This window comes from Rhizobium sp. BK176, assembly GCF_024808055.1.
Map to the genome: position 1 here is coordinate 116,645 of NZ_JANUBV010000003.1, position 22,484 is coordinate 139,128.

21 protein-coding genes and 1 tRNA gene are annotated in these 22,484 nt (G+C 60.0%); 9 read left to right on the forward strand and 13 right to left on the reverse strand.

From position 1 onward, the window contains the following. Positions 1 to 190: 190 nt before the first annotated feature. Positions 191 to 703, forward strand: a complete 513-nt coding sequence (locus tag FHT76_RS13285; RefSeq protein WP_183864365.1) for a DUF1993 family protein — start codon at positions 191 to 193, stop codon at positions 701 to 703. A 149-nt stretch (positions 704 to 852) separates the two neighbouring features. Here the strand turns inward: FHT76_RS13285 and galE are convergent, their stop codons facing one another. Beyond that, positions 853 to 1,836 carry a UDP-glucose 4-epimerase GalE gene (gene galE / locus FHT76_RS13290; RefSeq protein ID WP_016556808.1) on the reverse strand — a complete coding sequence of 328 codons (984 nt, stop codon included), beginning with the start codon at positions 1,834 to 1,836 and terminating at the stop codon, positions 853 to 855. Between the two features lie 345 nt (positions 1,837 to 2,181). On the opposite strand from galE, the gene FHT76_RS13295 reads away from it, so the two are divergent. Then, positions 2,182 to 2,964 carry a class I SAM-dependent methyltransferase gene (locus tag FHT76_RS13295; protein ID WP_183754961.1) on the forward strand — a complete coding sequence of 261 codons (783 nt, stop codon included), beginning with the start codon at positions 2,182 to 2,184 and terminating at the stop codon, positions 2,962 to 2,964. Positions 2,965 to 2,970: 6 nt separating this feature from the next. On the opposite strand, the gene FHT76_RS13300 is transcribed toward FHT76_RS13295, so the two are convergent. From FHT76_RS13300 to FHT76_RS13350, 11 genes are all read right to left on the reverse strand, one after another. Beyond that, positions 2,971 to 3,675, reverse strand: a complete 705-nt coding sequence (locus FHT76_RS13300) for a response regulator transcription factor (protein WP_183864364.1) — start codon at positions 3,673 to 3,675, stop codon at positions 2,971 to 2,973. Further along, positions 3,672 to 6,380 carry a sensor histidine kinase KdpD gene (locus FHT76_RS13305; protein ID WP_183864363.1) on the reverse strand — a complete coding sequence of 903 codons (2,709 nt, stop codon included), beginning with the start codon at positions 6,378 to 6,380 and terminating at the stop codon, positions 3,672 to 3,674. Before FHT76_RS13305 ends, FHT76_RS13300 begins: the two co-directional genes overlap by 4 nt. Positions 6,381 to 6,442: 62 nt before the next feature. Further along, positions 6,443 to 7,012 carry a potassium-transporting ATPase subunit KdpC gene (gene kdpC, locus FHT76_RS13310; RefSeq protein WP_183864362.1) on the reverse strand — a complete coding sequence of 190 codons (570 nt, stop codon included), beginning with the start codon at positions 7,010 to 7,012 and terminating at the stop codon, positions 6,443 to 6,445. A gap of 12 nt (positions 7,013 to 7,024) precedes the next feature. Beyond that, complete coding sequence (kdpB, locus tag FHT76_RS13315; protein WP_183864361.1) at positions 7,025 to 9,112, reverse strand: potassium-transporting ATPase subunit KdpB; 2,088 nt, start codon at positions 9,110 to 9,112, stop codon at positions 7,025 to 7,027. Between the two features lie 42 nt (positions 9,113 to 9,154). Further along, positions 9,155 to 9,310 (reverse strand): hypothetical protein, encoded by a 156-nt coding sequence (locus FHT76_RS13320; RefSeq protein ID WP_183754971.1) that lies wholly within the window; start codon positions 9,308 to 9,310, stop codon positions 9,155 to 9,157. A 10-nt stretch (positions 9,311 to 9,320) separates the two neighbouring features. Next, the gene (gene kdpA / locus FHT76_RS13325; RefSeq protein WP_183864360.1) at positions 9,321 to 11,024 is read right to left on the reverse strand and encodes a potassium-transporting ATPase subunit KdpA; all 1,704 of its coding nucleotides are present in this window, start codon (positions 11,022 to 11,024) and stop codon (positions 9,321 to 9,323) included. A gap of 62 nt (positions 11,025 to 11,086) precedes the next feature. Continuing rightward, entirely contained in the window at positions 11,087 to 11,176 is a 90-nt protein-coding gene (locus tag FHT76_RS13330; RefSeq protein WP_183754975.1) for a K(+)-transporting ATPase subunit F, read from the reverse strand. A 435-nt stretch (positions 11,177 to 11,611) separates the two neighbouring features. Beyond that, positions 11,612 to 12,256, reverse strand: coding sequence for a CDP-alcohol phosphatidyltransferase family protein (locus FHT76_RS13335; RefSeq protein WP_183864359.1), 645 nt, complete (start codon positions 12,254 to 12,256; stop codon positions 11,612 to 11,614). Further along, a complete protein-coding gene (locus FHT76_RS13340) occupies positions 12,253 to 12,645 on the reverse strand; it encodes a hypothetical protein (protein WP_183864358.1) in 393 nt (130 codons plus the stop codon). The genes FHT76_RS13335 and FHT76_RS13340 overlap by 4 nt, the downstream gene beginning before the upstream one ends. Continuing rightward, positions 12,642 to 13,592: a phosphatidate cytidylyltransferase gene (locus FHT76_RS13345; RefSeq protein ID WP_183864357.1), complete on the reverse strand. Its 951-nt coding sequence runs from the start codon at positions 13,590 to 13,592 to the stop codon at positions 12,642 to 12,644. The genes FHT76_RS13340 and FHT76_RS13345 overlap by 4 nt, the downstream gene beginning before the upstream one ends. Further along, a complete protein-coding gene (locus tag FHT76_RS13350) occupies positions 13,589 to 14,233 on the reverse strand; it encodes a lysophospholipid acyltransferase family protein (RefSeq protein ID WP_183864429.1) in 645 nt (214 codons plus the stop codon). The genes FHT76_RS13345 and FHT76_RS13350 overlap by 4 nt, the downstream gene beginning before the upstream one ends. 237 nt (positions 14,234 to 14,470) lie before the next feature. On the opposite strand from FHT76_RS13350, the gene FHT76_RS13355 reads away from it, so the two are divergent. The 6 genes from FHT76_RS13355 (at position 14,471) to FHT76_RS13380 (ending at position 21,690) form a co-directional block, all read left to right on the forward strand. Continuing rightward, entirely contained in the window at positions 14,471 to 14,785 is a 315-nt protein-coding gene (locus FHT76_RS13355; protein WP_183754983.1) for a DUF6074 family protein, read from the forward strand. A gap of 454 nt (positions 14,786 to 15,239) precedes the next feature. Then, positions 15,240 to 16,403, forward strand: coding sequence for an isovaleryl-CoA dehydrogenase (locus tag FHT76_RS13360; protein WP_183864356.1), 1,164 nt, complete (start codon positions 15,240 to 15,242; stop codon positions 16,401 to 16,403). A 35-nt stretch (positions 16,404 to 16,438) separates the two neighbouring features. Then, the gene (locus tag FHT76_RS13365; RefSeq protein WP_183864355.1) at positions 16,439 to 18,046 is read left to right on the forward strand and encodes a carboxyl transferase domain-containing protein; all 1,608 of its coding nucleotides are present in this window, start codon (positions 16,439 to 16,441) and stop codon (positions 18,044 to 18,046) included. 7 nt (positions 18,047 to 18,053) lie between these two features. Continuing rightward, positions 18,054 to 20,039, forward strand: a complete 1,986-nt coding sequence (locus tag FHT76_RS13370) for an acetyl/propionyl/methylcrotonyl-CoA carboxylase subunit alpha (RefSeq protein ID WP_259185620.1) — start codon at positions 18,054 to 18,056, stop codon at positions 20,037 to 20,039. Further along, complete coding sequence (locus FHT76_RS13375) at positions 20,036 to 20,923, forward strand: hydroxymethylglutaryl-CoA lyase (RefSeq protein ID WP_259185621.1); 888 nt, start codon at positions 20,036 to 20,038, stop codon at positions 20,921 to 20,923. The genes FHT76_RS13370 and FHT76_RS13375 overlap by 4 nt, the downstream gene beginning before the upstream one ends. After that, complete coding sequence (locus tag FHT76_RS13380) at positions 20,923 to 21,690, forward strand: crotonase/enoyl-CoA hydratase family protein (RefSeq protein WP_259126937.1); 768 nt, start codon at positions 20,923 to 20,925, stop codon at positions 21,688 to 21,690. Before FHT76_RS13375 ends, FHT76_RS13380 begins: the two co-directional genes overlap by 1 nt. 57 nt (positions 21,691 to 21,747) lie before the next feature. On the opposite strand, the gene FHT76_RS13385 is transcribed toward FHT76_RS13380, so the two are convergent. Continuing rightward, positions 21,748 to 21,837 (reverse strand) — tRNA-Ser (locus FHT76_RS13385). Between the two features lie 307 nt (positions 21,838 to 22,144). On the opposite strand from FHT76_RS13385, the gene rplU reads away from it, so the two are divergent. Then, positions 22,145 to 22,462 carry a 50S ribosomal protein L21 gene (rplU, locus tag FHT76_RS13390; protein WP_007528566.1) on the forward strand — a complete coding sequence of 106 codons (318 nt, stop codon included), beginning with the start codon at positions 22,145 to 22,147 and terminating at the stop codon, positions 22,460 to 22,462. The last annotated feature ends 22 nt before the right edge of the window (positions 22,463 to 22,484 follow it).

The window sequence follows — 22,484 nt, forward strand, 5'->3', positions numbered from 1 at the left end:
ACGAACCGTAAAATGTGTATCACGGAATATTCATTCCATTTTCTGATAAAGGCGTCAAGTCCATTTCAATGATGGGTCCCGGACCGACCGCGAAAATCGCGCGAAGACACCTTGGCTGGCGCTGAAAAGCGTTCCCGCGCGAACTATATGCGCCAGCGGCAGCAGGTCGCTGCCTACCATGGAGAAACCGATGCCTATTTCGATGTACCGATTGACAGTTCCCGTCTTCCAGCACGGTCTTGAAAGCTTGAAGACCTATCTCGACAAAGCCGAGAACTTCGCGAAAGAAAGAGGGATCGATGGCGCGGATCTCGTTGCCGCGCGGTTGACTTCGGACATGTTGCCGTTCTCGGGTCAGTATCAGCGCGCGACCGATAGCGCCAAACTGGCGATCGCGCGGCTGACCGGCAGCGATGCGCCCAAATTTGAGGACAACGAGGCGACGATCGCCGAGTTGCGTGAGCGTGTTGCCAAGACGGAAGCCTATCTCGCTACCGTCGCGCCGGCCACGCTCGAGGGGACGGAAACGCGGGAAGTCACTCTGTCGCCAGGGGGCAATAAGCTCACGTTCCGCGGCGACGAATACGTGTTGACCTTTGCACTGCCGAACTTCTTCTTCCACCTTGCAACGGCTCACGCGATCCTGCGCAACCAGGGCGTACCCGTCGGCAAGATGGATTACCTCGGACGCCTCGGCGGATAGGTCGGAGGGCCATCGCGCCTAACTCGTTTCGTGCCGACTAGGCCTTGCCTTCAGCGTTGCCGTGCATCAGGAGCGGCCACGCACGTCAATCATCGCGCCGACTGAGCGCGGTGATTGACGTAACGTCTTCGACCGATCATGGATGCATTTCAGTGCTGATTTGATTTCGCGTGCCAGTTCCACGCCGACCGAATGATCTGAGATAGATCGTACTGCGGCGCCCAGCCGAGAATTTCCCGCGCCTTGTCATTGTTGGCAACGAGCGTGTGCGAGTCGCCTTCACGACGACCGACATATTCCACCGGAAACGGCCGCTCCGAGACGCGCTCGATTGTGCCAAGAAGCTCCTTAACAGTCGTTCCCGTGCCGGTGCCGAGATTGAGGGCAACCGACTCCCCGCCCCGAAGCAGATGTTCCACGGCACGAACGTGGGCGTCGGCGAGATCGAGGACGTGGATGTAGTCGCGGACGCAGGTGCCGTCACGCGTCTCGTAATCGGTGCCGAAGACCTTGAAGCCTTCACGGCGACCCAGTGCGGCGTCGATCGCCAGCGGTATGGCGTGGGTTTCAGGCTGGTGCCACTCGCCGATCCGACCCTCGAAATCGGCGCCGGCTGCGTTGAAGTAGCGAAGCACGACCGATCGAAAGCCCGTGTACTTGTCATAGTCGGCAAGCGCCTGCTCGACGATGTATTTCGTGCGGCCGTAGGGATTGATCGGCACCTGGCGATGCGTCTCGTCCAGCGGTACACTCTGCGGCAGGCCATAGGTTGCGCAGGTTGACGAGAACACGAACGCTTTCACGCCAGCAGCCTGGGCGGCTGCCAAAAGGGTCAATGTGCCGATGACGTTGTTTTCGTAAAAGGCTACCGGATCCTTGACCGATTCACCGACCTCGATAAGGGCGGCAAAGTGCAGGATGGCTGCTGGTTTGTGCTTGGCAAGGACCTCGTCGAGACGGGCTCGATCCCGGATGTCCCCTTCCTCTGCGGGTCCCCATTTCACAAATTCGCGATGACCGTTGGAGAAATTGTCGAAAACGACCGGTTTGAAGCCCTTGTTCGCAAGATCGAGACACGTGTGCGAGCCAATATACCCAGCGCCGCCCACGACCAGAACCGTTTCACCTGCCATGCACCACCTTTAATTCTCGTTTCGATGGAGAGGAGACTTAGGACAGGTCGATGGCAAGAAAAAGAAAGAAACGACCGGCGAGCGGCGAGGGCATCATTTTGTCAGCGATGGCATTAGCAAATTGATTGATCGAAGCTTTTCGGCCGGATTGACTGTCCGCCGGCTTAGTGGCGGCGCGGATTTCTCAATAGTTCTCTGCATCAAAACTTCAGACGCTTAAGCAACCTGATGCATCTCTAAAGACATATGCCGCTCCAGCTTAAATAGAATTGACTTATGTTCCTTTCTTCTGCGAAACATTGTCTCTCTCGGGGGGGCTGTTGATGCATCGGAAGGCGCGGTGCCATGAATTCATCGGTCAGAAAATTCATATTCCATGATCTTCAAGCGATTGAAGGATACATTGATCCGCCGGACGCGCTGGTCTTTCTTGCTATTTTGCGCTCCCAGCAATCAGCTTCCCTGCAAGGCGGCTTGGCCGAGATAGGTGTTTACTACGGCCGATCCTACTTCCTCCTGCGAAAGATCTGCGGAGACAGAGAGAAGATCGTGGCTATCGATCCGTTCGACATCGTCAAACCGGATCATAGTCTTACGCAGTATGAACGTTTTGCGGCGGGTGGCCGCCAACTCGGGCTTTCCGTAGATGAAGAGCGTGTCATCAAGAGCGATAGCACGCTGCTTCGGCCTGCGGACGTGATCGAGCGGGCCGGCCTGATTCGCTTCTTCAGCATCGATGGTGGCCACATGCTGCCCCATGTCGAGGCTGATAGCCGCCTGGCCGCCGCGTCGCTTGCCGAGCATGGCATCATCGTTTTCGACGACACGTTCAATCCGGCCTGGCCCGAGGTTACTGCTGGCGTGACCGACTTCCTGCGTGAAGAGGCCGGTCGCTATTCCGTCTTCTGCCTGACGAAATACAAGACTTACGTTTGCCGTCGGCCGTTCCATGAATTTTACGCGCAGACGATCAAGACTTCGCCCGAGCTAAAGACGTTCGATCACATTGAAACCGAGTTTCTGGGTTCTACGGCAATCCGACTGCACAATCCGATGCGCCGCCGCATCGCCTACGAAGTGATGGTGGGGCTCGGTATGCGAGCGTGGTCTGAGCGCGCGTACCGATGAACCGACTTAGGCCGGCGGCGGATCGGCTTCTTTCAACCTGTATCCGACACCGGTTTCTGTCGTGATGTATTGTGGCTGATCAGGGCTCTGTTCGATCTTCTGGCGCAGCTGGCGAACGTAGACGCGCAGATACTGGACATCGGCGGCGGGCCCCCAGATCTGCTTCAGCAGGAACTGGTGCGTCAGGACCTTTCCGGCATGCTGGGCAAGGACCCTCAGGATGTCGTATTCCTTCGGCGAGAGTTTGATTTCCCGGCCGTCGATCTTGACGATGCGCTTGACGAGATCGATGGACAGGCCGCCGGCCTGGAAGATCGCCCGCTCACCCTGCTGTTGTAGACGGTGGCGCAAGGCGACGCGTAGCCGGGCGCCGAGTTCGTTCATGCCAAACGGCTTCGTCAGATAATCATCTGCACCCGCTTCGAGGGCATTGACGATGCCGGTTTCATCTGTGCGGCTGGAAAGGATGACGATTGGCAGGGTGAGGCCCGCGTCTCGCCATTCCTGCAATAGTTCGTGGCCCGATTTGTCTGGCAGACCAAGGTCGAGCACAATCAGATCCGGCGGATCGTCTTTTGCCGATTGCAGGGCCGTCGCGCCGTTCGGCGCCTCGTTCACTTCGTAACCCTGTGCGGTTAAACCGACGCGAAGCAGCTTGCGGATCGGGGGTTCGTCGTCGACGACGAGAATTTTTACGGCTGAACCGGTCATTTGAGCTCATCCAATTTCGGAATTTCAGTTGGTCTCGGAAGACGGATTGTGAAGACGGCGCCAGAGCGATCGTTCCGGTTTCCGGCCGTTATCGTGCCGCCCATGGCCTCGACAAAACCTCGACAGATGGACAAGCCGAGGCCGGTTCCGGCGCGAACCTGGTCGCCTTTGCGCACGCGATAGAAAGTATCGAAGACCCGATCCACGTCTGCCGGCGGAATACCCGGCCCCTCGTCCAAGACCTGAATCATGACACTGTATGCGTCGGCCCAGGCTTCAATGCGGATCGATGACCCTTCCGGGGCATATTTGGCAGCATTGTCGAACAGGTTGAAAAGTACCTGCTCGAACAGCACGGGATCAACGCGGACCATAGGCAGGTCGGCGGGTATTCTTATCGCCGTCTGGTGGTGTGCGAGAATTTTCTCGGCACGGCGCAGGGCGCTTCCGGCAATGTCGCCGGGATAGTGCAGCGCGTAGTTCGGTTCCATTGCGCCGGATTCGATTTTCGTCATGTCGAGGAGGTTGGCGATAAAGCGGTTCAGCCGTTCCGATTCATCGATGACGGTCGACAGAAGATCGACACGATCTTCCGGAGGCATGGAATCGAGATAATCACGCAACGTGCCTGCCGCGCCAAGGATCGCGGCCAGCGGTGTCTTCAGGTCGTGTGAGATCGACGTCAGGAGGGCCGAGCGCAAGCGATCGGCTTCGGCGGCGAGTTTTGCGCGATCAACGTCTGCCACGAGTTGAATGCGTTCAATCGCAAGAGCGGCCTGGTCCGCCAGCGCGTCGAGAAGACGCTGTTGCTCAGGTGTCAGCAACGGCCCGTCTCGCCGGTCATTGTCCAGGCCGATCACGCCGACGGCCGCGCGTCCGGTTCGCAGCGGCACGTAGAGACGCTTGGCACCGGGCAGAGTGTCTGCACCGCGGCCGGCGGCGTGGTTGTGCTCCCACGCCCACCGGGCGGCGGCAATATCTGCCTCATCGAGGGTGTCGTCCGGCGGGTAGCCGGCTTTGACGGCAATGGTGCCTCCTTCCGGCAGCAGCAGAACGACTCGGACCTTGAGCATCGAGGCGAGCTGGAATGCCGTGGCCCAGAGAACGTCGTCCAGTGTGCCGGTGCCGGCCAGCTTCTTCGAGAAGAGGTAGAGGTCTTCCGTCGTTCTGGCGCGCTGTCGGGCAGCCGCGGCCTGGCGTTGAACCGTTGCCGTCAGATTGCTCGCGATAACGGCAACGCCCAGGAAGAAGAACAACGCCAGCACGCTTTCCGGATCATTGATCGTCAGCGTATAACGGGGCGGCAGGAAGAAGAAATTGAAGGATAGCGCGCTGAGGACGCAGGTGTAGAGCGCCGGACGTAGCCCGTGAATGACGGCCGCGGTGAGGACTGCCATCAGGAACACGAGGGCAAGGTTGCGGACGTCAAGAACCTGATCAAGCACAACGCCTGCGATGAGCGCGATCGCCACATAGGCTGTGGCGGAGACGTATGGCTGGATATTGAAGGCAGGGGACGACGGAGCGGCTTTCACACCGCGTGCAGACGTTCCATCCTTCTCGCTGCCGGAAATGACGTGGACGCTAATGTTGCCCGATGTTCGGATCAGATCGTCGGCAATGGAGCGGTGAAGCCAGTCCCGCCAGGTCGGCTTGCTTGGAGCGCCGATGACGATGTGAGTCACATTGTTGGCGGCGGCGTGACGGACCAGCTCTTCCGACACCTCGCGACCGGGAATGGTGAGGGCCTCGCCGCCGAGCTGTTCGGCTAGGCGCAGCGTTGCCGCAATCGTGTCGCGGTCGGCCTCGGTCAGGCTGATCGATTGATTGGTCTCGATATAGACGGCCGCCCACGGTGCGCGCAGCCGGGAGGCCATTCGGGACGCGTAGCGTACCAGCGAAGCTGAGCGCGCATGCTGATCGATGGATACAAGCACCCTTTCGCCGGCGGCCCAAGGGCCAGCGATGGCGTGTGCCTGCATGTGGGTCAGAAGCTGGTCGTCCACGCGCTGTGCGGTTTTGCGCAACGCGAGTTCGCGGAGCGCGGTGAGGTTTCCGGCGGTGAAATAATTCGTGAGGGCTTTTTCGGCGGTCTTTGGGACATAGACCTTGCCGTCGTGCAGCCGCTTGATCAGGTCTTCCGGCGTGAGATCGATGATCTCGACGTCATCGGCCATATCGATGACAGAGTCTGGCACTGTCTCGCGTACGCGGATGCGCGTGATCTGCGAGACGACGTCATTCAGGCTTTCAACGTGTTGGATGTTCAGCGTCGTATAGACGTCGATGCCGCGATCGAGCAGCTCCTTGACGTCGAGATAGCGTTTCGGATGCCGACTGCCTTCGGCGTTGGTATGGGCGAGTTCGTCGACCAGAACAAGAGAGGGTCTGCGCGCAAGAATAGCATCGATATCCATTTCCTCGAGAGGACGCCCCTTGTAGTCAATCTTGACGCGGGGAATGACTTCGAAGCCGTTGACGAGCGCCTGCGTTTCCTTGCGTCCGTGAGTCTCGACGATGCCGATGACCACGTCGACGCCATCGGACATCTTGGCGCGGCCCGATTCCAGCATCTCATAAGTCTTGCCTACGCCGGGCGCGGCGCCGAGGAAGATCTTCAGTCGGCCGCGGGTCTCCTGACGCGCTTTCTCGAGCAGCGCATCGGGCGAGGGCCTTCCAACCGTGTCGCGGTTGTCTTCCGGCATGCGTTTTATCTTTCCTTGACGAGCAAGCCCCGGGTGCACATAGGCGCCCGGGGCTTTTGACCTTACTCAGACATAGAAGCATCAAGGGACTGGTTCAATGCCAGCACATTGACGGTCGCTTCGCCGAGAATCCCTAGTTCAGGGTGCTCGACGGCGGCATCGACAATCGTCTTGAGCTTGCTCTCATCGATCCCACGTGCCTTGGCGACGCGTGGTATCTGGAAGTAGGCGGCTTCCGGCGAGATGTGCGGATCGAGGCCGCTGCCGGAGGCGGTCACGAGATCGATCGGAACCTCCGCATTCGGGTTGGTCGCTTTTGCCGCCTCGTAGTCAGTCTTTACGCGATCAAGCAGCTTCTGGCTCGTCGGGCCAAGGTTCGAGCCCGAAGACGCGGCGGCGTTGTATCCATCGCCTGCGGCCGAGGGACGGCCGTGGAAATATTTGTCGCTGGTGAACGCCTGGCCGATCAGTGTTGATCCGATCACCTTGCCGTCCTTTTCGATCAGGCTGCCATTTGCTTGCGCCGGGAAGAGTGCCTGCGCGGCGCCGGTCATGGCGAGCGGGTAAAGCAGGCCAGTGATTGCTGTGGTGGCAATGATCATGACGATTGCCGGACGAAGTTCTTTCAACATGATGTCAACTCCTTAGGCGAGACCGATGGCCGTAATGACCATGTCGATCGCCTTGATGCCGATGAAGGGGACGATGATGCCGCCGACACCGTAGATAAGCAGGTTGCGGGACAACAGCGCGCCGGCGCCGATCGCGCGATATTTCACGCCTTTGAGCGAGAGCGGGATCAGCGCGACGATGATCAGCGCGTTGAAGATGATCGCCGACAGGATGGCGCTTTGCGGCGTGGCGAGGCCCATGATGTTCAGCACACCAAGCTGCGGGTAGAAGGCCAGGAACATCGCCGGAATGATTGCGAAGTACTTGGCGATGTCGTTGGCGATGGAGAAGGTCGTCAGCGCACCGCGCGTCATCAGCAGCTGTTTGCCGATTTCGACGATTTCGATGAGCTTGGTCGGATCGCTGTCGAGGTCGACCATGTTGCCGGCTTCGCGGGCCGCGACCGTGCCGGTGTTCATGGCAACGCCGACGTCGGCCTGGGCAAGGGCAGGGGCATCGTTCGTGCCATCGCCGCACATTGCGACCAGCTTGCCCTTGGCCTGCTCCTCGCGGATCAGCGACAGCTTGTTCTCAGGCGTGGCTTGGGCAAGGAAGTCGTCGACGCCTGCCTCAGCGGCAATAGCGGCAGCAGTCATGGGATTGTCACCGGTGATCATCACCGTGCGGATGCCCATCCGCCGCAATTCGGTGAAGCGCTCGCGAATCCCGCCCTTGACGATGTCCTTCAGCTGGACGATGCCGAGAAGGCGTCCGTCGCGAGCAACAGCCAGCGGGGTGCCGCCTTGCTTGGCGATCTCATCGGCGATTGCCTGCAGTTCCCGCACGACCTCGGGGTTGCTGCGAATGGCGACGGCCGCATTGCCGGAAACCGGCGCTGGTGCGGCGCCCACGTAGGCAAGCACGGCATCCACCGCGCCTTTGCGGATGGACGAGCCCTCGACATCGACGCCGCTCATGCGCGTCTGGGCAGTAAAGGGCACGAAGGTCGCCTTCAGGCTCGTCATATCGCGACCGCGGATACCGTACTTTTCCTTGGCGAGCACGACGATCGAGCGGCCTTCCGGTGTTTCGTCGGCCAGCGAAGCAAGCTGCGCCGCATCGGCGAGGTCCTGTTCGGTGACGCCGCGGACCGGGCGGAATGTTGTCGCCTGGCGGTTGCCGAGAGTGATCGTTCCGGTCTTGTCAAGCAGCAGTGTGTCGACGTCACCGGCTGCTTCGACGGCACGGCCGGACATGGCAAGTACGTTGAAGCGCACGAGACGGTCCATGCCGGCAATGCCGATCGCCGAGAGAAGGGCGCCGATTGTGGTCGGGATCAGGGTCACGAAGAGAGCGACGAGGATGATGATCGGAATAGAGCCGCCAGCGTAGCTTGCAAAGCTCGGGATCGTGGCGGTGGCCAGAACGAAGATCAGCGTCATGCCCGCGAGCAAAATGTTGAGCGCGATCTCATTGGGGGTTTTCTGACGTTCCGCGCCTTCGACGAGCGAAATCATGCGATCGAGGAAGGTATGGCCCGCCGCAGCGCTGATACGGACACGAATCCAATCCGACAACACCTGTGTGCCACCGGTAACGGCCGAACGGTCGCCGCCGGACTCGCGAATGACCGGAGCCGATTCGCCGGTGATGGCAGCTTCGTTGACGGATGCGACACCCTCGATGACTTCGCCATCAGAGGGAATGATATCGCCAGCCTCGACGAGGACGAGGTCGCCCACCTTCAGGCTCGTGCCCGGGACCAGGCGATAGCCGGTGCCGTTATTGGCCGTCAGGAGCTTTGCCTGGGTTTCGGTGCGGGCCTTGCGCAGAGAGTCCGCCTGTGCCTTACCGCGGCCCTCGGCGACGGCTTCGGCGAAGTTGGCAAAAAGCACGGTGAACCAGAGCCAGAGGTTGATCTGGAACGAGAAGCCGAGATTTCCGCCGCCGCTGACGAGATCGCGGACGAACAGGATCGTCGTTAGCGCCGAAACCGTCGCCACGACGAACATCACGGGATTTTTGGCAAGGGTGCGTGGGTTCAGCTTCTTGAAGGCGGCGCCCACGGCCGGAATGAGAATGCGAGAATCCATGATGCTCGCTGATTTTGCCTGGCTCATAAGAGACTCCAGCTTGAAAGAGTAAGGCGACCGTTGTGGCGATCAGCCGTGTAGGATCCGAAAAACCGCGACGATGACGAGGAGCCCGGCGAGCATCACCAGAATGATGTCGGAGGCGCGGGTCATGCGCTGGCTGTCACGTCCCGGCGAACCGGGACGTGCGTTGAAGGATTTGCGAAGCTTGTGACGAAGGATCATTGCGTCCACCTCAGAAGGTCTGGCCGGCGATCATGACCAGGTGCTCGACGACCGGGCCAAGCGCCAGCGCCGGGAAGAAGGTCAGGCCGCCGACGATCAGGATCGTGCCGGTCAGAAGGCCCACGAAGAGCAAGCCATCTGTCGGAAACGTGCCTGCCGAGGCGGGGACGGTCTTCTTGGCGACCAGGGAGCCGGCGATTGCGAGCGCCGGGACGATTACAAGGAAGCGGCCCATCAGCATGCCGAGGCCGAGCGTGATGTTGTACCAAGGTGTGTTGCCGGTCAGCCCGCCGAAGGCCGAGCCGTTGTTGGCGGCGGCCGAGGTATAGGCATACAGAATCTCCGAGAAGCCGTGCGGACCTGCCGTGCCGATCGAGGCAACGGCCGACGGCAAAACGCTCGATATCGCGGTGAAGACAAGCATGGCGAGCGGCAGGCAAAGGATGGCAAGCACCGCCATCTTCATCTCCTTGGCTTCGATCTTCTTGCCAAGATATTCCGGCGTACGGCCGACCATCAGGCCAGCCACGAAGATCGCGATGATGATGAAGAGCAGGATGCCGTAGAAGCCAGCCCCAACGCCGCCGACGATGACTTCGCCAAGCTGCATGTTGATGAGCGGGATCAAGCCGCCGAGCGCAGTGAAGCTGCCGTGCATCGCGTTAACCGCACCGCATGAGGCAGCCGTCGTTATGACCGCGAAGAGCGAGGATATGGCGACGCCGAAGCGAACTTCCTTGCCTTCCATGTTGCCGCCTTGCAGGCCAAAGGCATGCATCAGCGGATTGCCGGCGGCTTCTGCCCAGTAGGTAACAGCCACGCCGGCGATGAACAGGATGCCCATGGTGGCGAGGATCGCCCAGCCCTGGCGCTGGTTGCCGACCATGCGGCCGAAGACGTTGGTGAAGGCGGCGCCGATTGCGAAGATCGATACCATCTGGATCATGTTCGAGATGTTGTCGGGGTTCTCGAACGGATGCGCCGAGTTGACGTTGAAGAAGCCGCCGCCGTTGGTGCCGAGCATCTTGATGGCAAGCTGCGAGGCGACAGGGCCGAGAGCGATCGTCTGCTTGGCGCCCTCGAGGGTCATCGCGTCGACATAGGGACCGAGGGTTTGCGGCACGCCAAGATAGACATAGACCAGCGTCAGCACGATGCAGATCGGCAGGAGGACGTAGAGTGTGCTACGTACCATGTCGACCCAGAAATTGCCGATTACCTTGCCGGATGCGCGCGAAAATGCGCGGATCAGGCCGATGGCGATCGCCATGCCGGTGGCCGCAGATACGAAGTTCTGCACGGTCAGGCCCGCCATCTGCGTGAGATAGGACATCGTGCTTTCGCCGCCGTAGTTCTGCCAGTTGGTATTGGCGACGAAGCTTGTTGCAGTGTTGAAAGAGAGTTCGGGGCCGACGGCAGCCATTCCAGCTGGATTCAGCGGCAAGACGTCCTGCATGCGCAGCAGCGCATAGAGGACGAGCGTGCCGAGCAGGTTGAACATCAGCATGGCGAAGGCGTACGACGTCCAATGCTGTTCTTCGCGTTCGCTGGTGCCGGCCAGCGCGTAAAGTCCCCGCTCTATTGGAACGAGGACCGGTGAGAGAAACGTGCGTTCGCCATTGAAGACGCGCGTCATGTAACCGCCGAGCGGTTTGACGAGCACGATGAGGATTCCGCAGAACAGCAGAATCTGAAGCCATCCGTTGAGGGTCATGGGAGGTAACTTTCAATACCCGATTGGTTCCACCTGTTGCGCGATGGGAGAGGCACGCGATGCTAGAAGCGTTCGGGGCGAATGAGAGCGTAGGTGAGGTATACCGTGAGGAACACGGTGACGGCACCGCTGAGAATATAGTCGAGGATCATGGCGCTTCCTCCGGTCAGAGCCGGTCGCAGGCTTTGGTGTAGGCAAAGCACAGAGCGAAAAATACGATTGCTGTGGCGAGTAGAACTATGTCCATCATCGATCTTGACTCCTGTTGTTCTTCTGGAGTCAGACAAGACAAAGGGCGCCACCCACCGGATGGCACCTTTCATGCTTTCTGGCGTGGAGATGATCCCTTGGATCTCTCGGACATTAATATGCGGCTGAAGCGCATAAGCGTTCGAGATTGGCGGCGGGCCGCGGATATAAAAATCTTATAAATACGGGAAAGAAAAATGCCTCGCCGAAGCGAGGCTAGTCCTAGGCCGCTTCGGGGAAAAGAAGAAGCGGCGCCGTTGTTCTATTGCCCGGCCGCACGGCTGCAAAGCGCACTTTCCGGCTTTTCGGTACGCTTGAAGACGAATGAGCAGATCTCATCAGCGACCAGCCTTCAGGCTTCGAACGATATTTCTGCCTCGCCGCAATGCTGTGAAGGCGGCGCCGATCGCGATCAGCCAGAGGCCTGCCTGCAAGACTTGATTGTGCCCGTTCCACAGCGGCTCGAGGATAGAGAGAACCGCCGCGGCCGTAATCGTCGCCATTCGGTGCTGCTTTGCCATCGGGCCTGAGAAGTCGCTCGGCGTCCCCGTTGCTCGTCCGAGCTCGCGAACATAGGCGGTCAACACCGCAAAGGCGGCTGCTGCCCAACCGAGGCCAGGGGATCCAACGCCATACCCCACGCCGACCAGGATCATGATATCGGCGATGCGGTCCGGGAATTCGTTCCAGAATGGTCCGTCAGAAGCGCCTTTGCCGCCTTCGACGGCAACCATGCCATCGAAGAGGTTGCACAGCAGCCGTAATTGGCAGAAGGCGGCCGCGAGAACGAGGACGACGACCCGGATCCATCCGATCTCAAATCCGGCAAGGCAAAAGGAGCCGCCGGCCAGCGCCGCCGCGATCATGCTCGCCTGCGAAATCTGGTTCGGCATGATCGACCGTGACGCTAGCCACTGCGCAATGCGCTTTGCCCATTGCGTGTCTCTGCTTGCCAGCGGCCGCCGATCGCCCGTTTCCGTCATGCCCCAATCCCCTTTTGGTAGAGAAAGTAGTTGTAGATGGCCGCATAGCTCGTCGAAACGGCCAGTGGCACCGCTATGGTCTTCAGGATTTCCGGCGTGCCGCTCAAGGCATGGATCGAGATCAGCACGCCAGTCGAGGCGAGGCATGCAATCAATGGCGGCGCCCAGAGCCTGGCGCGCCCCTTAAACTGCTTCGAGAGCCACTCGATCACGGTCTTGAGAAACAAGGTAAGACAGGCTGAGAGTCCGCCTTGTACAAAGCCGGCCAGCAGGGCCTGTTGCAGCGGATGGTTACCGTTGGCGAGGACCGCCCAGCCGCCCATGGCGACGAATGCGAAGAGTACGTGAGTCACACTGCTTTGGGCCAGGCGACGTGCCAACGCCATCATGTGGTCGACCACCAGTAGCGAACGATGTGAAAGAAGATCGGTGCGGAAAAGACCACGGAGTCGAGCCGGTCGATCAATCCGCCATGACCTTCGATCAGGTGGCCCCAATCCTTGACGCCGCGATCTCGCTTGATGGCTGACATGACGAGGCCGCCGAAGAACCCCATCATCGTGATAACGAAAGCCATGACCCCGGCTTGAAATGGCGTAAATGGCGTAATCCACCACAAGGCAGCACCGATCAATGTGGCGCTGGCCACGCCGCCGACAAAGCCTTCCACGGTCTTCGAAGGGGACAGGCTTGGCGCGATCTTCGTTCGGCCGAACAGCTTGCCCCAGACATATTGCAGGACATCGCTGAGCTGCACGATGATCACCAGGAAGGCGATCAGAAGAACGTTGCGCCCTTCGTAGCCCGGGATCGTCAAGGTCAGCAGCGCCGGAACGTGGGAGGCGCAGAAAACGCAGATCATCAACGCCCATTGAACTTCGGCGATGCGGATGAGGAAGCGTTCGGTATCGCCACGCAGGACGGAGATGATCGGCATCAAAAGGAATGCGTAGACCGGGATGAAGATCGAGAAGATGCCGTATTGTCTCTCCCACAACAGCCAATACTGAAGCGGTAGGACGATGAAGAAAGCGGCCGCGAGGGCCCAGTGGTCGGCGCGCTTGGTGTCGGTCAGGGTGATGAACTCGCGTAGCGCCGCGAAAGAGCAAAAGCCAAACAGCAGCAGCACGCCAATCCTACCGGCAAGAAAGGCGAGGCCTATCAGGATGACCATGATCCACCACGCCTTGATGCGTGCATTCAGATTCTCGATCGCGGCATTCGACTGACCGGCCGGCAGTCGCCGCTGCAACAGGTAGCCGATGGTCGAGGAAACGATGAGGAGCGTGAAAATGCCGAGGACGAGCGTCCACAGATCGGAGTTCGCTGCGTTCATTCTTTGCCGCCTGGGTGCGTTGGTGACAGATCGAGCAGTGCCGTACGCGCCCTGCCCAGGAAGGTCTCTTTATTCTCGCCGGCTTCAAGTTGTATGGCGTTGCCGAAGGTCACCGTGCAGATCAAGGGGATCGGGACAATCTCACCCTTGGGCATGACGCGATTGAGATTGTTGATCCAGACCGGCACGAGCTGAATGTCCGGTCGGGCCGAGGCAAGATGGAAAAGACCGCTTTTGAACGGCAATAGCTGCGCATCCGTCTGGTTGCGTGTGCCTTCGGGAAAGAGAATCAACGACGCGCCGGAATCAATGACCTCCGCCATGACTTCAATCGGATCACGTGTGCGCCTCTCGCGATCCCGCTCGATAAGCACAGCGTCAAAGACATCGCGGCCGATGAAGCGGTTGAACGACGACTTTAGCCAATACTCCGCGCCGGCAACGGGGCGTGTTCGCCGCCGCAAGCTTGGCGGCAGGACGGTCCAGACAAGAATGAAATCGCCATGACTGGAGTGGTTGGCGAAATAAACACACTGTCCGTCGGGAATACCGTCATTCGACCAGATGGCGCGTACGGCCGTTATTGCACGCGCGAATACCACGATGGCCGCCGCGACAGGCTTCGCGATTATCCTCCTCACCGATTTCCAGCCCCCCGCTGCACCGACAAAGCAGTCTGCAAAACCTAGCGACATTTTTGGCTATCCGGAAGTCCTGCCTATGGCGGAAGTGATTGGGGGCTTAATACTCCCATATCCACCCTTCAACTGGAGCTGGCATGATGTGCGACGAACCGAACGGGTGACTTTGTCGAGTATGAAAAGGAAAGCGTTAACCATGGTCAGCTAGGAATGAGTCGGACGCAACGGAATGAGTCGATGACAGTACAGTCAAACAAAACTCTGCAAGCAATGACGACGAGCGAGATCGTGCTTTTCCCGGTCGCTTCGCGCGCCGGTGACATCGAACGGTGCGCGGCCGAACTGGATCGCCGCCATGGCGAGGAAGCAGTCACCTTCTGGAAGACCGAGTGCCGCCGGCTCGCCGCTGAGCTGACGTCGTTTGGCTGCTCCGACGACGAGGTCCGTAACCAGGTCATGACATTCCAAGCCGAGGTCCAGGCTGAGCTGGTTCGCCGGCATCAAGTGCGGGCAATTGCCGAAAGCCGCAGTGGCCGCGCCATCAAGCGCTGACCGCATCACGATCGGTTCCAGCCGCATTTGGGCTGCCGCTTTGTCGGACAACCCTTGCGGTTGAACGCGTCGTCCCGACGACAAAATCTTTCCAAATTATGCGCGAGATGAACCGTCTTGGTTCAGAAATTCCGCGCGCCCGGTGCTAGCATCCCTTCGTTCTCGCGCGAATCTGTACAGATCCTGCGCGTATTCAGGTCGTTGCCTATCTCGGGAGGAAGGGCATATGCCGGCGGCAGATCTATCGGATATTCGCGGGAGCAAGCTGGCGGTCAGAATTGTCTGGCCGATCGGAAATGCTTGCCATTTTTGCGTTCTTCAACGAAATTTATAGGGCCGACCGGCAGTGGAGGAGCTGCCGACCAGATACGCGCGTGAAAACAATGACGGGAAAATAACGACACACGCATGCCGGACGCTGCGGTAACCGCGCGCCGGACTTGGGAGGGAAGGCATGTATTCCGGTGGTTTGAGATTTGGTCTGGCGGACGAGATCGAGGCGCTCCGCGACAGCGTTCGGCGTTTCGCGACGGAGCGCATCGCGCCGCTGGCAGCCGAGACTGACAGCAGCAACAGTTTCCCAGCGCCGCTCTGGCGCGAGATGGGCAACATGGGACTGCTTGGGATTACGGCCGAAGAGGCTTATGGCGGCGCCGGCTTAGGATACTTGGCCCATTGCGTTGCGATGGAGGAAATCAGCCGCGCTTCAGCTTCGGTTGGGCTCAGCTACGGCGCGCACTCCAATCTCTGCGTTAACCAGATCAGCCGCAATGGAACGGAAGCGCAGAAGTCAAACTATCTGCCGAAGCTTATTTCCGGCGAGCATGTCGGTGCGCTTGCCATGTCGGAGCCGGGTGCCGGGTCGGACGTCGTTTCGATGAAGCTTCGAGCGGAGAAGCGCGGCGACAGCTACGTTCTCAATGGCAACAAGATGTGGATCACCAACGGCCCGGATGCGGATGTGCTGGTTGTCTATGCGAAGACAGACCCCGATGCGGGACCGCGCGGCATCACCGCTTTCCTCGTCGAGAAGGCCTTCAAGGGCTTTTCAACCGGCCCGAAGCTCGACAAGCTCGGCATGCGCGGTTCCAATACCTGCGAATTGATCTTCGAGGAGTGTGAGGTTCCCGAGGCAAATGTCCTTGGTGCTCTCGGTGGCGGGGCACGCGTTCTGATGTCGGGGCTCGACTATGAGCGCGTCGTCCTTTCCGCTGGGCCGATCGGCATCATGGCGGCGTGCATGGATGTCGTCGTGCCCTATCTTCATGAGCGAAAGCAATTCGGCCAGGCGATCGGCGAATTCCAGCTGATGCAGGGCAAGCTCGCCGACATGTACGTCACCATGAACACGGCACGCGCCTATGTCTATGCGGTGGCGTCCGCTTGCGATCGCGGCGAGACGACACGCAAGGATGCTGCCGGCTGCATCCTCTATGCCGCGGAGAAGGCAACGCTTCTGGCCCTCGAAACGATCCAGGCACTTGGCGGCAATGGCTATACGAACGACTATCCTGCCGCCCGCCTGCTTCGCGATGCCAAACTCTATGAGATCGGTGCCGGAACCTCTGAAATCAGACGCATGCTGATCGGCCGCGAGCTCTTTGCCGAAACAGCCTGATCCGAACGTTCATCCGACAACCATGCTGGTGACCAATGACGGTTTTGAAGTCGCAGATTTCGACGAATTCGGAGAGCTTCAGGACAAATCGCGCGGCAATGGCCGAAGCGATCCGCGCTATCGAAGAGGCGGCCGTGAGCGCCGCAAATGGCGGCGGACCTGCAGCGCGCGAGCGCCATGTCGCCCGCGGCAAGATGCTACCGCGCGATCGGATCGCAGCCCTGCTCGATCCGGCTACACCGTTTCTCGAGATCGGGTTGACCGCAGCGCACGGCATGTACGGCAACGAGGCTCCCGGTGCCGGCCTGATTACCGGCATCGGCCGGGTTTCAGGGCGCGATTGCATGATCGTCTGCAACGATGCGACGGTCAAAGGCGGCACCTACTTTCCGATGACGGTGAAGAAGCACCTGCGTGCGCAGGAAGTTGCAGCTCAGAACAATCTGCCTTGCATCTACCTGGTGGATTCCGGCGGCGCGAACCTGCCGAACCAGGACGAGGTGTTCCCTGATCGCGATCATTTCGGCCGGATATTCTACAATCAGGCCAATATGTCGGCGGCAGGAGTTCCGCAGATTGCCGTCGTCATGGGCTCGTGTACGGCAGGCGGTGCCTATGTACCGGCCATGTCCGACGAGGCGATCATCGTCGAGGGGCAGGGAACGATTTTTCTTGCCGGCCCGCCACTGGTCAAGGCAGCAACCGGTGAAGTCGTCTCGGCCGAGGATCTCGGTGGCGGCGATGTGCACACAAGGCTCTCCGGTGTAGCGGACCATCTTGCGCGCGATGACGGACATGCGCTGGCGCTGGCGAGGCGTGCTGTCTCCAACCTCAATCGATCCAAGGCGGGTGGCGTCGAGCGCCAAGCGGTCGAGGCGCCATTGTTCGATCCCGCGGAAATCGCAGGGATCGTTCCGGCCGACTTGCGCGTGCCCTATGACGTGCGCGAGGTCATTGCCCGTATCGTCGACGGCTCGCGCTTCGATGAATTCAAGGCACGTTATGGGACGACGTTGGTCTGCGGCTTCGCCCATGTCCACGGTATCCCGGTGGGCATTGTCGCCAATAACGGGGTGCTGTTTTCGGAATCGGCCCTGAAGGGCGCTCATTTCGTTGAACTCTGCTCGCAGCGCAGGATACCGCTGGTCTTCCTGCAGAACATCACGGGCTTCATGGTGGGCCGCAAATACGAAACCGAAGGCATTGCGAAGAATGGCGCGAAGCTCGTTACCGCCGTCGCAACAACAGGTGTGCCGAAGGTAACGATGCTGGTTGGCGGTTCCTTTGGGGCGGGCAATTACGGCATGGCGGGTCGCGCCTTCTCGCCGCGCTTTCTCTGGACATGGCCGAACAGCCGCATCTCGGTCATGGGTGGAGAGCAGGCGGCAGGCGTGCTCGCGACTGTGCGGGGAGAGGCGCTTTCCCGCGCCGGCACGCCCTGGTCGCCAGAGGAGGAGAGCAGTTTCAAGCAGCCGGTGCTCGATCTCTTCGAACGGCAGAGCCATCCGCTCTACGCGTCGGCGCGGCTCTGGGACGACGGGGTGATCGATCCGGCAAAGAGCCGCGATGTGCTCGGTCTCTCGCTGTCTGCGGCGCTGAATGCGCCGATTGAAGAGACGCGCTTCGGCCTGTTCCGGATGTGAGGTAGCGATGTTCCAGAAAATTCTCATCGCAAACCGTGGCGAGATTGCCTGCCGGGTGATCCGGACCGCCAGACGCATGGGGATCGCCACCGTGGCGGTCTATTCGGATGCCGATGTTGGGGCACTGCATGTCGAGATGGCGGACGAGGCGGTTCGCCTTGGGCCGGCCAGTGCACAGGAAAGCTATCTCTCGATCGAACGGATCCTTTCCGCAGCGGAGCGGACCGGCGCCGAAGCCATTCACCCCGGTTATGGGTTTCTGTCCGAGAATGCCGACTTTGCGGCAGCCGTGGAGGCCGCGGGGATGGTCTTCATTGGACCGCAGCCGTCCTCCATCCGTGCCATGGGACTGAAGGACGCGGCAAAGGCGCTGATGGACCAGTCCGGCGTGCCCGTGGTTCCCGGCTATCATGGCGAGGAGCAGAATGACGGCTTTCTGGCCGATCAGGCGACCCTGATCGGTTACCCCGTGCTCATCAAGGCCCGGGCCGGCGGTGGCGGCAAGGGCATGCGCCGCGTCGATAGTGAAGAGGATTTTCCCGAGGCACTCGCGGCCGCACGGCGGGAGGCGAAAGCAGCCTTCGGCGACGATGCCGTATTGATCGAGCGGTATCTCATTCGCCCACGCCACATCGAAGTTCAGATCTTCGGCGATCGTCATGGAAACGTCGTGCATCTTTTCGAGCGCGATTGCTCGCTACAGCGTCGCCACCAGAAGGTGATCGAAGAAGCGCCGGCACCGGGGATGACGCCGGAGATGCGGCGCGCGATGGGCGACGCCGCCGTACGTGCGGCGCGTGCCATTTCCTACCGTGGGGCCGGCACCGTGGAATTCATCGCGGACGTATCGAACGGCCTCTGGCCGGATCGCTTCTACTTCATGGAGATGAATACCCGCCTTCAGGTCGAGCATGCTGTCACCGAAGCGATCACCGGCGTCGACCTGGTCGAGTGGCAATTGCATGTCGCTGCCGGCGAGCCCCTACCGAAGAAGCAGTCGGAGCTTGAGATCTACGGTTGGGCCTTCGAGGCCCGGATCTACGCAGAGGATGCCGCCAAGGGGTTCCTGCCCGCGACGGGAACGATCAGGCATTTGGACTTTCCGGATGTTACGGCGCGGATCGATGCCGGAGTCCGTCCGGGCGATACGGTCTCCGCCCATTACGATCCGCTGATCGCCAAGATGATTGTGCATGGACCAAACCGCAATGTCGCTCTGTCGCGGTTAACCCATGCGTTACAGAGTTCACATGTCGTTGGCGTCACCACCAATTTGGACTTTCTGGCCAGGTTGAGTGCGCAGGCGGAATTCGTCGCCGGCCATCCCGATACCGGCCTGATCGATCGCGATCTTCAATTGCTGACGGCAATCGAGTCGCCTGCAGACACGGTTGTTGCTCTTGCAGCGGTGCTGTCGCTGGGTGCGCTTAGGCAATCATCGGATGGCGATCCATGGCTGACGCTTGGGCACTGGCAGCTTTGGAGCGAAATGCAGCGCATCGTCGCGCTGACCTACGAAGGGGGGCATTCAACGCTACGGGTTGCCGCAAAGGGGTTTGATTTCTTTGCGGTACACGACGGCCGGCGCGTCATTCCGGTGAAAATCGTCAGTCGGCAGGAGGACGGATGCCGGGCTGAGATCGACGGCCGGCAAGTCCAGGTCAAGGCGAGCCTGGCGGCGCATCACTTGGTGGTCAGCGTCGATCACAGAACCCATATGTTCCACCTCGGAAACCCGCTCGATTTCAGTGCGAGCGATGTGGCGGATGGCAACAGGCTGATCGCCCCGATGCCGGGCTTTGTGAAAATCGTGCGCACGAGTTCGGGAGCCGCGGTCTCCAAGGGCGATGCGCTTGTCGTCATGGAAGCGATGAAAATGGAACTCACACTCGTTGCGGCCCGCGACGGAACGGTGGAAGCAGTCGAGGTGAGTGAAGGCCAGCAGGTCGATGAAGGCGCGGTGCTTCTGACGCTTCGGGTAGAGGAGACGTGATTGTGCAGCCCGGAGAATCGTCATTGCTGCCGCGGGATGTCTCGATCGTCGAGATGGCACCACGCGATGGGTTGCAGAACGAGAAGGATTTAATCCCGACCGCCACGAAAATTGCTCTGATCGACATGATCTCGGAATGTGGTTTCGAGCGGATCGAGGCGACAAGCTTCGTCAGCCCGAAGTGGGTGCCGCAACTTGCTGATGCGGCCGAAGTCATGGCCGGCATTAAGCGGAGACCAGGTGTTCGCTACGCAGTTCTGACGCCGAATATGAAAGGGTTCGACGCGGCAATCGCGGCGGGCGCGGACGAGGTCGCGATCTTCGCGTCCGCCTCGGAAAGCTTCTCGCAAAAGAACATCAACTGTTCCATCGCCGAGAGCATCGAGCGCTTCAAGCCGGTTGCCGAAGCAAGCCATGCGCGCGGCGTCCCGATGCGCGGCTATGTCAGCTGCGTCGTCGAGTGTCCCTATGAGGGTACGGTTTCGCCCGATGCGGCGGCGCGCGTCGTCGAGAGCCTGCATTCTTTAGGCTGCTACGAGATCAGCCTCGGTGATACGATCGGCAGAGGACGGCCGGAAGAGGTCGATCAGATGCTGGTCACGGTCCTCTCGTCTGCACCGGCGACGATGCTTGCCGGTCATTTCCACGACACCGATGGCTGGGCCCTCGACAATATCGAGGTTTCGTTGAAGCACGGGCTGCGGGTTTTCGACGCCTCAGTCGGCGGCTTGGGCGGTTGCCCCTACGCACCGGGCGCAAAGGCCAATGTCGATACATTGGAAGTCGCCCAGTTCCTTGCTCGCAAGGGTTATCGAACCGGGCTCTCGCCGCAAAAGCTGGAAGAGGCTGCGCGCTTTGCCCAGAGCCTCAGGAGTGCAGGGTAATGCCGGAAACGCTGATGATTTCGATCGACGAACACGGTGTTGCTCGGCTTACGCTGGCCCGCGAAGACAAACATAATGCCATGTCCGCCGGAATGATCGACGAACTGACGGAAGCGGCAAACGCTCTCGGATCGGATAGGAATGTACGCGTCATCGTACTTGCAGGGGCGGGTAAGAGCTTCTGTGCAGGCGGTGATCTGGAGTGGATGAGTGCCCAGTTCCAAGCAAGCCGGGCGGAGAGAATCGCCGAAGCCCGGCGGCTAGCGATGATGTTCAAGGTGCTGAACGAGGTTCCGAAGCCACTCGTTGGCTGCGTCCACGGGAGTGCCTTTGGCGGCGGGATCGGATTGATCAGCGTCTGCGATGCCGTGGTTGCTTCAGAAACCGCTCGTTTTGGCCTGACGGAAGTTCGGCTTGGCCTGATTCCAGCAACGATCAGCCCCTATGTCGTGGCGCGAATTGGCAGTTCTGCGGCGCGGTCCCTCTTTGCTTCCGGCCGAACGTTCGACGCGTCCCATGCCAAATCGATCGGTCTTGTTGCCTCCGTCGTGCCGCCAGGTGATCTCGAATGGGTCATCAATCAGGAAGTCGTCGAATTCCTCGCAGCTTCGCCGCAGGCCGCAGCGCGCGCCAAGGCCCTTGCACGTTCGCTTGCCACGCCAATCACAGACGAGATCATCGACAACGTGATTACCCAACTTGCCGACACGTGGGAAACAGAAGAGGCGCAAGCCGGCATTGCCGCCTTCTTCGAAAAACGCCGATAGAATTCCAGCGGGCGTCGACTGCCGGGGAAGACTGACTCAAGCCGGGTGTGGGATTTATGGCGGAGAGGGTGGGATTTGAACCCACGATACCCTTGCAGGTATGCCGCATTTCGAGTGCGGTGCATTCGACCACTCTGCCACCTCTCCGCGGTTTGGTCGGCGCTCGTTCGGCGCGGTGGGCTACATAGCGAGAGAATGACGGGCTGGCAAGACGAAATCTCAAAGCTTTTCATCCTTTTGCCTTGACAGTGTTTTTGGCCTCGCGTATCTCGGCTTCGCAATAGGTGTGGATAAGTCTGCGCCTTACCAGTCTCGCGTTCGCGCGGGGTGGATCACCGGCAGCGAGAGTTCTGGGCTAAGGCCTCTGAAATCCCTGCTTAACCTCGACTGATAAAAAGACGGCCACCTGCTTGTTGGGCGGGTATGAGCCGGAACGAACATGAAAGGATAAAAAATGTTCGCAGTCATCAAGACCGGCGGTAAGCAGTACCGTGTGGCGGCAAACGACGTGCTGACCATCGAGAAGCTTGAAGCAACCGCTGGCGACGCAATTGAATTCACCGAAGTCCTCGTAATCGGCGAAGGCGCCGACGCTGCGATTGGTGCTCCCTTCGTTAAGGGCGCTTCCGTCAAGGCCGAAGTGGTCGAGCACAACCGCGGCAAGAAGGTCATCGCCTTCAAGAAGCGCCGTCGTCAGAACTCGAAGCGTTCGCGCGGCCATCGCCAGCATCACACCGTTGTCCGCATCACGGACATCGTGGCTGCCAAGTAAGATCACGGGACTTAAGGTTTAA

What these genes read in the sequence shown, in the direction of transcription:
- FHT76_RS13365 (WP_183864355.1), top strand. Translation starts at nt 16,439, where the DNA reads ATGACGGTTTTGAAGTCGCAGATTTCGACGAATTCGGAGAGCTTCAGG.
- FHT76_RS13295 (WP_183754961.1), top strand. Translation starts at nt 2,182, where the DNA reads ATGAATTCATCGGTCAGAAAATTCATATTCCATGATCTTCAAGCGATT.
- rplU (WP_007528566.1), top strand. Translation starts at nt 22,145, where the DNA reads ATGTTCGCAGTCATCAAGACCGGCGGTAAGCAGTACCGTGTGGCGGCA.
- kdpA (WP_183864360.1), bottom strand. Translation starts at nt 11,024, where the DNA reads ATGACCCTCAACGGATGGCTTCAGATTCTGCTGTTCTGCGGAATCCTC.
- kdpC (WP_183864362.1), bottom strand. Translation starts at nt 7,012, where the DNA reads ATGTTGAAAGAACTTCGTCCGGCAATCGTCATGATCATTGCCACCACA.
- FHT76_RS13360 (WP_183864356.1), top strand. Translation starts at nt 15,240, where the DNA reads ATGTATTCCGGTGGTTTGAGATTTGGTCTGGCGGACGAGATCGAGGCG.
- FHT76_RS13300 (WP_183864364.1), bottom strand. Translation starts at nt 3,675, where the DNA reads ATGACCGGTTCAGCCGTAAAAATTCTCGTCGTCGACGACGAACCCCCG.
- kdpB (WP_183864361.1), bottom strand. Translation starts at nt 9,112, where the DNA reads ATGAGCCAGGCAAAATCAGCGAGCATCATGGATTCTCGCATTCTCATT.
- FHT76_RS13340 (WP_183864358.1), bottom strand. Translation starts at nt 12,645, where the DNA reads ATGATGGCGTTGGCACGTCGCCTGGCCCAAAGCAGTGTGACTCACGTA.
- FHT76_RS13335 (WP_183864359.1), bottom strand. Translation starts at nt 12,256, where the DNA reads ATGACGGAAACGGGCGATCGGCGGCCGCTGGCAAGCAGAGACACGCAA.
- FHT76_RS13355 (WP_183754983.1), top strand. Translation starts at nt 14,471, where the DNA reads ATGACAGTACAGTCAAACAAAACTCTGCAAGCAATGACGACGAGCGAG.
- FHT76_RS13370 (WP_259185620.1), top strand. Translation starts at nt 18,054, where the DNA reads ATGTTCCAGAAAATTCTCATCGCAAACCGTGGCGAGATTGCCTGCCGG.
- FHT76_RS13305 (WP_183864363.1), bottom strand. Translation starts at nt 6,380, where the DNA reads ATGCCGGAAGACAACCGCGACACGGTTGGAAGGCCCTCGCCCGATGCG.
- FHT76_RS13285 (WP_183864365.1), top strand. Translation starts at nt 191, where the DNA reads ATGCCTATTTCGATGTACCGATTGACAGTTCCCGTCTTCCAGCACGGT.
- FHT76_RS13320 (WP_183754971.1), bottom strand. Translation starts at nt 9,310, where the DNA reads ATGATCCTTCGTCACAAGCTTCGCAAATCCTTCAACGCACGTCCCGGT.
- FHT76_RS13380 (WP_259126937.1), top strand. Translation starts at nt 20,923, where the DNA reads ATGCCGGAAACGCTGATGATTTCGATCGACGAACACGGTGTTGCTCGG.
- galE (WP_016556808.1), bottom strand. Translation starts at nt 1,836, where the DNA reads ATGGCAGGTGAAACGGTTCTGGTCGTGGGCGGCGCTGGGTATATTGGC.
- FHT76_RS13345 (WP_183864357.1), bottom strand. Translation starts at nt 13,592, where the DNA reads ATGAACGCAGCGAACTCCGATCTGTGGACGCTCGTCCTCGGCATTTTC.
- FHT76_RS13330 (WP_183754975.1), bottom strand. Translation starts at nt 11,176, where the DNA reads ATGATCCTCGACTATATTCTCAGCGGTGCCGTCACCGTGTTCCTCACG.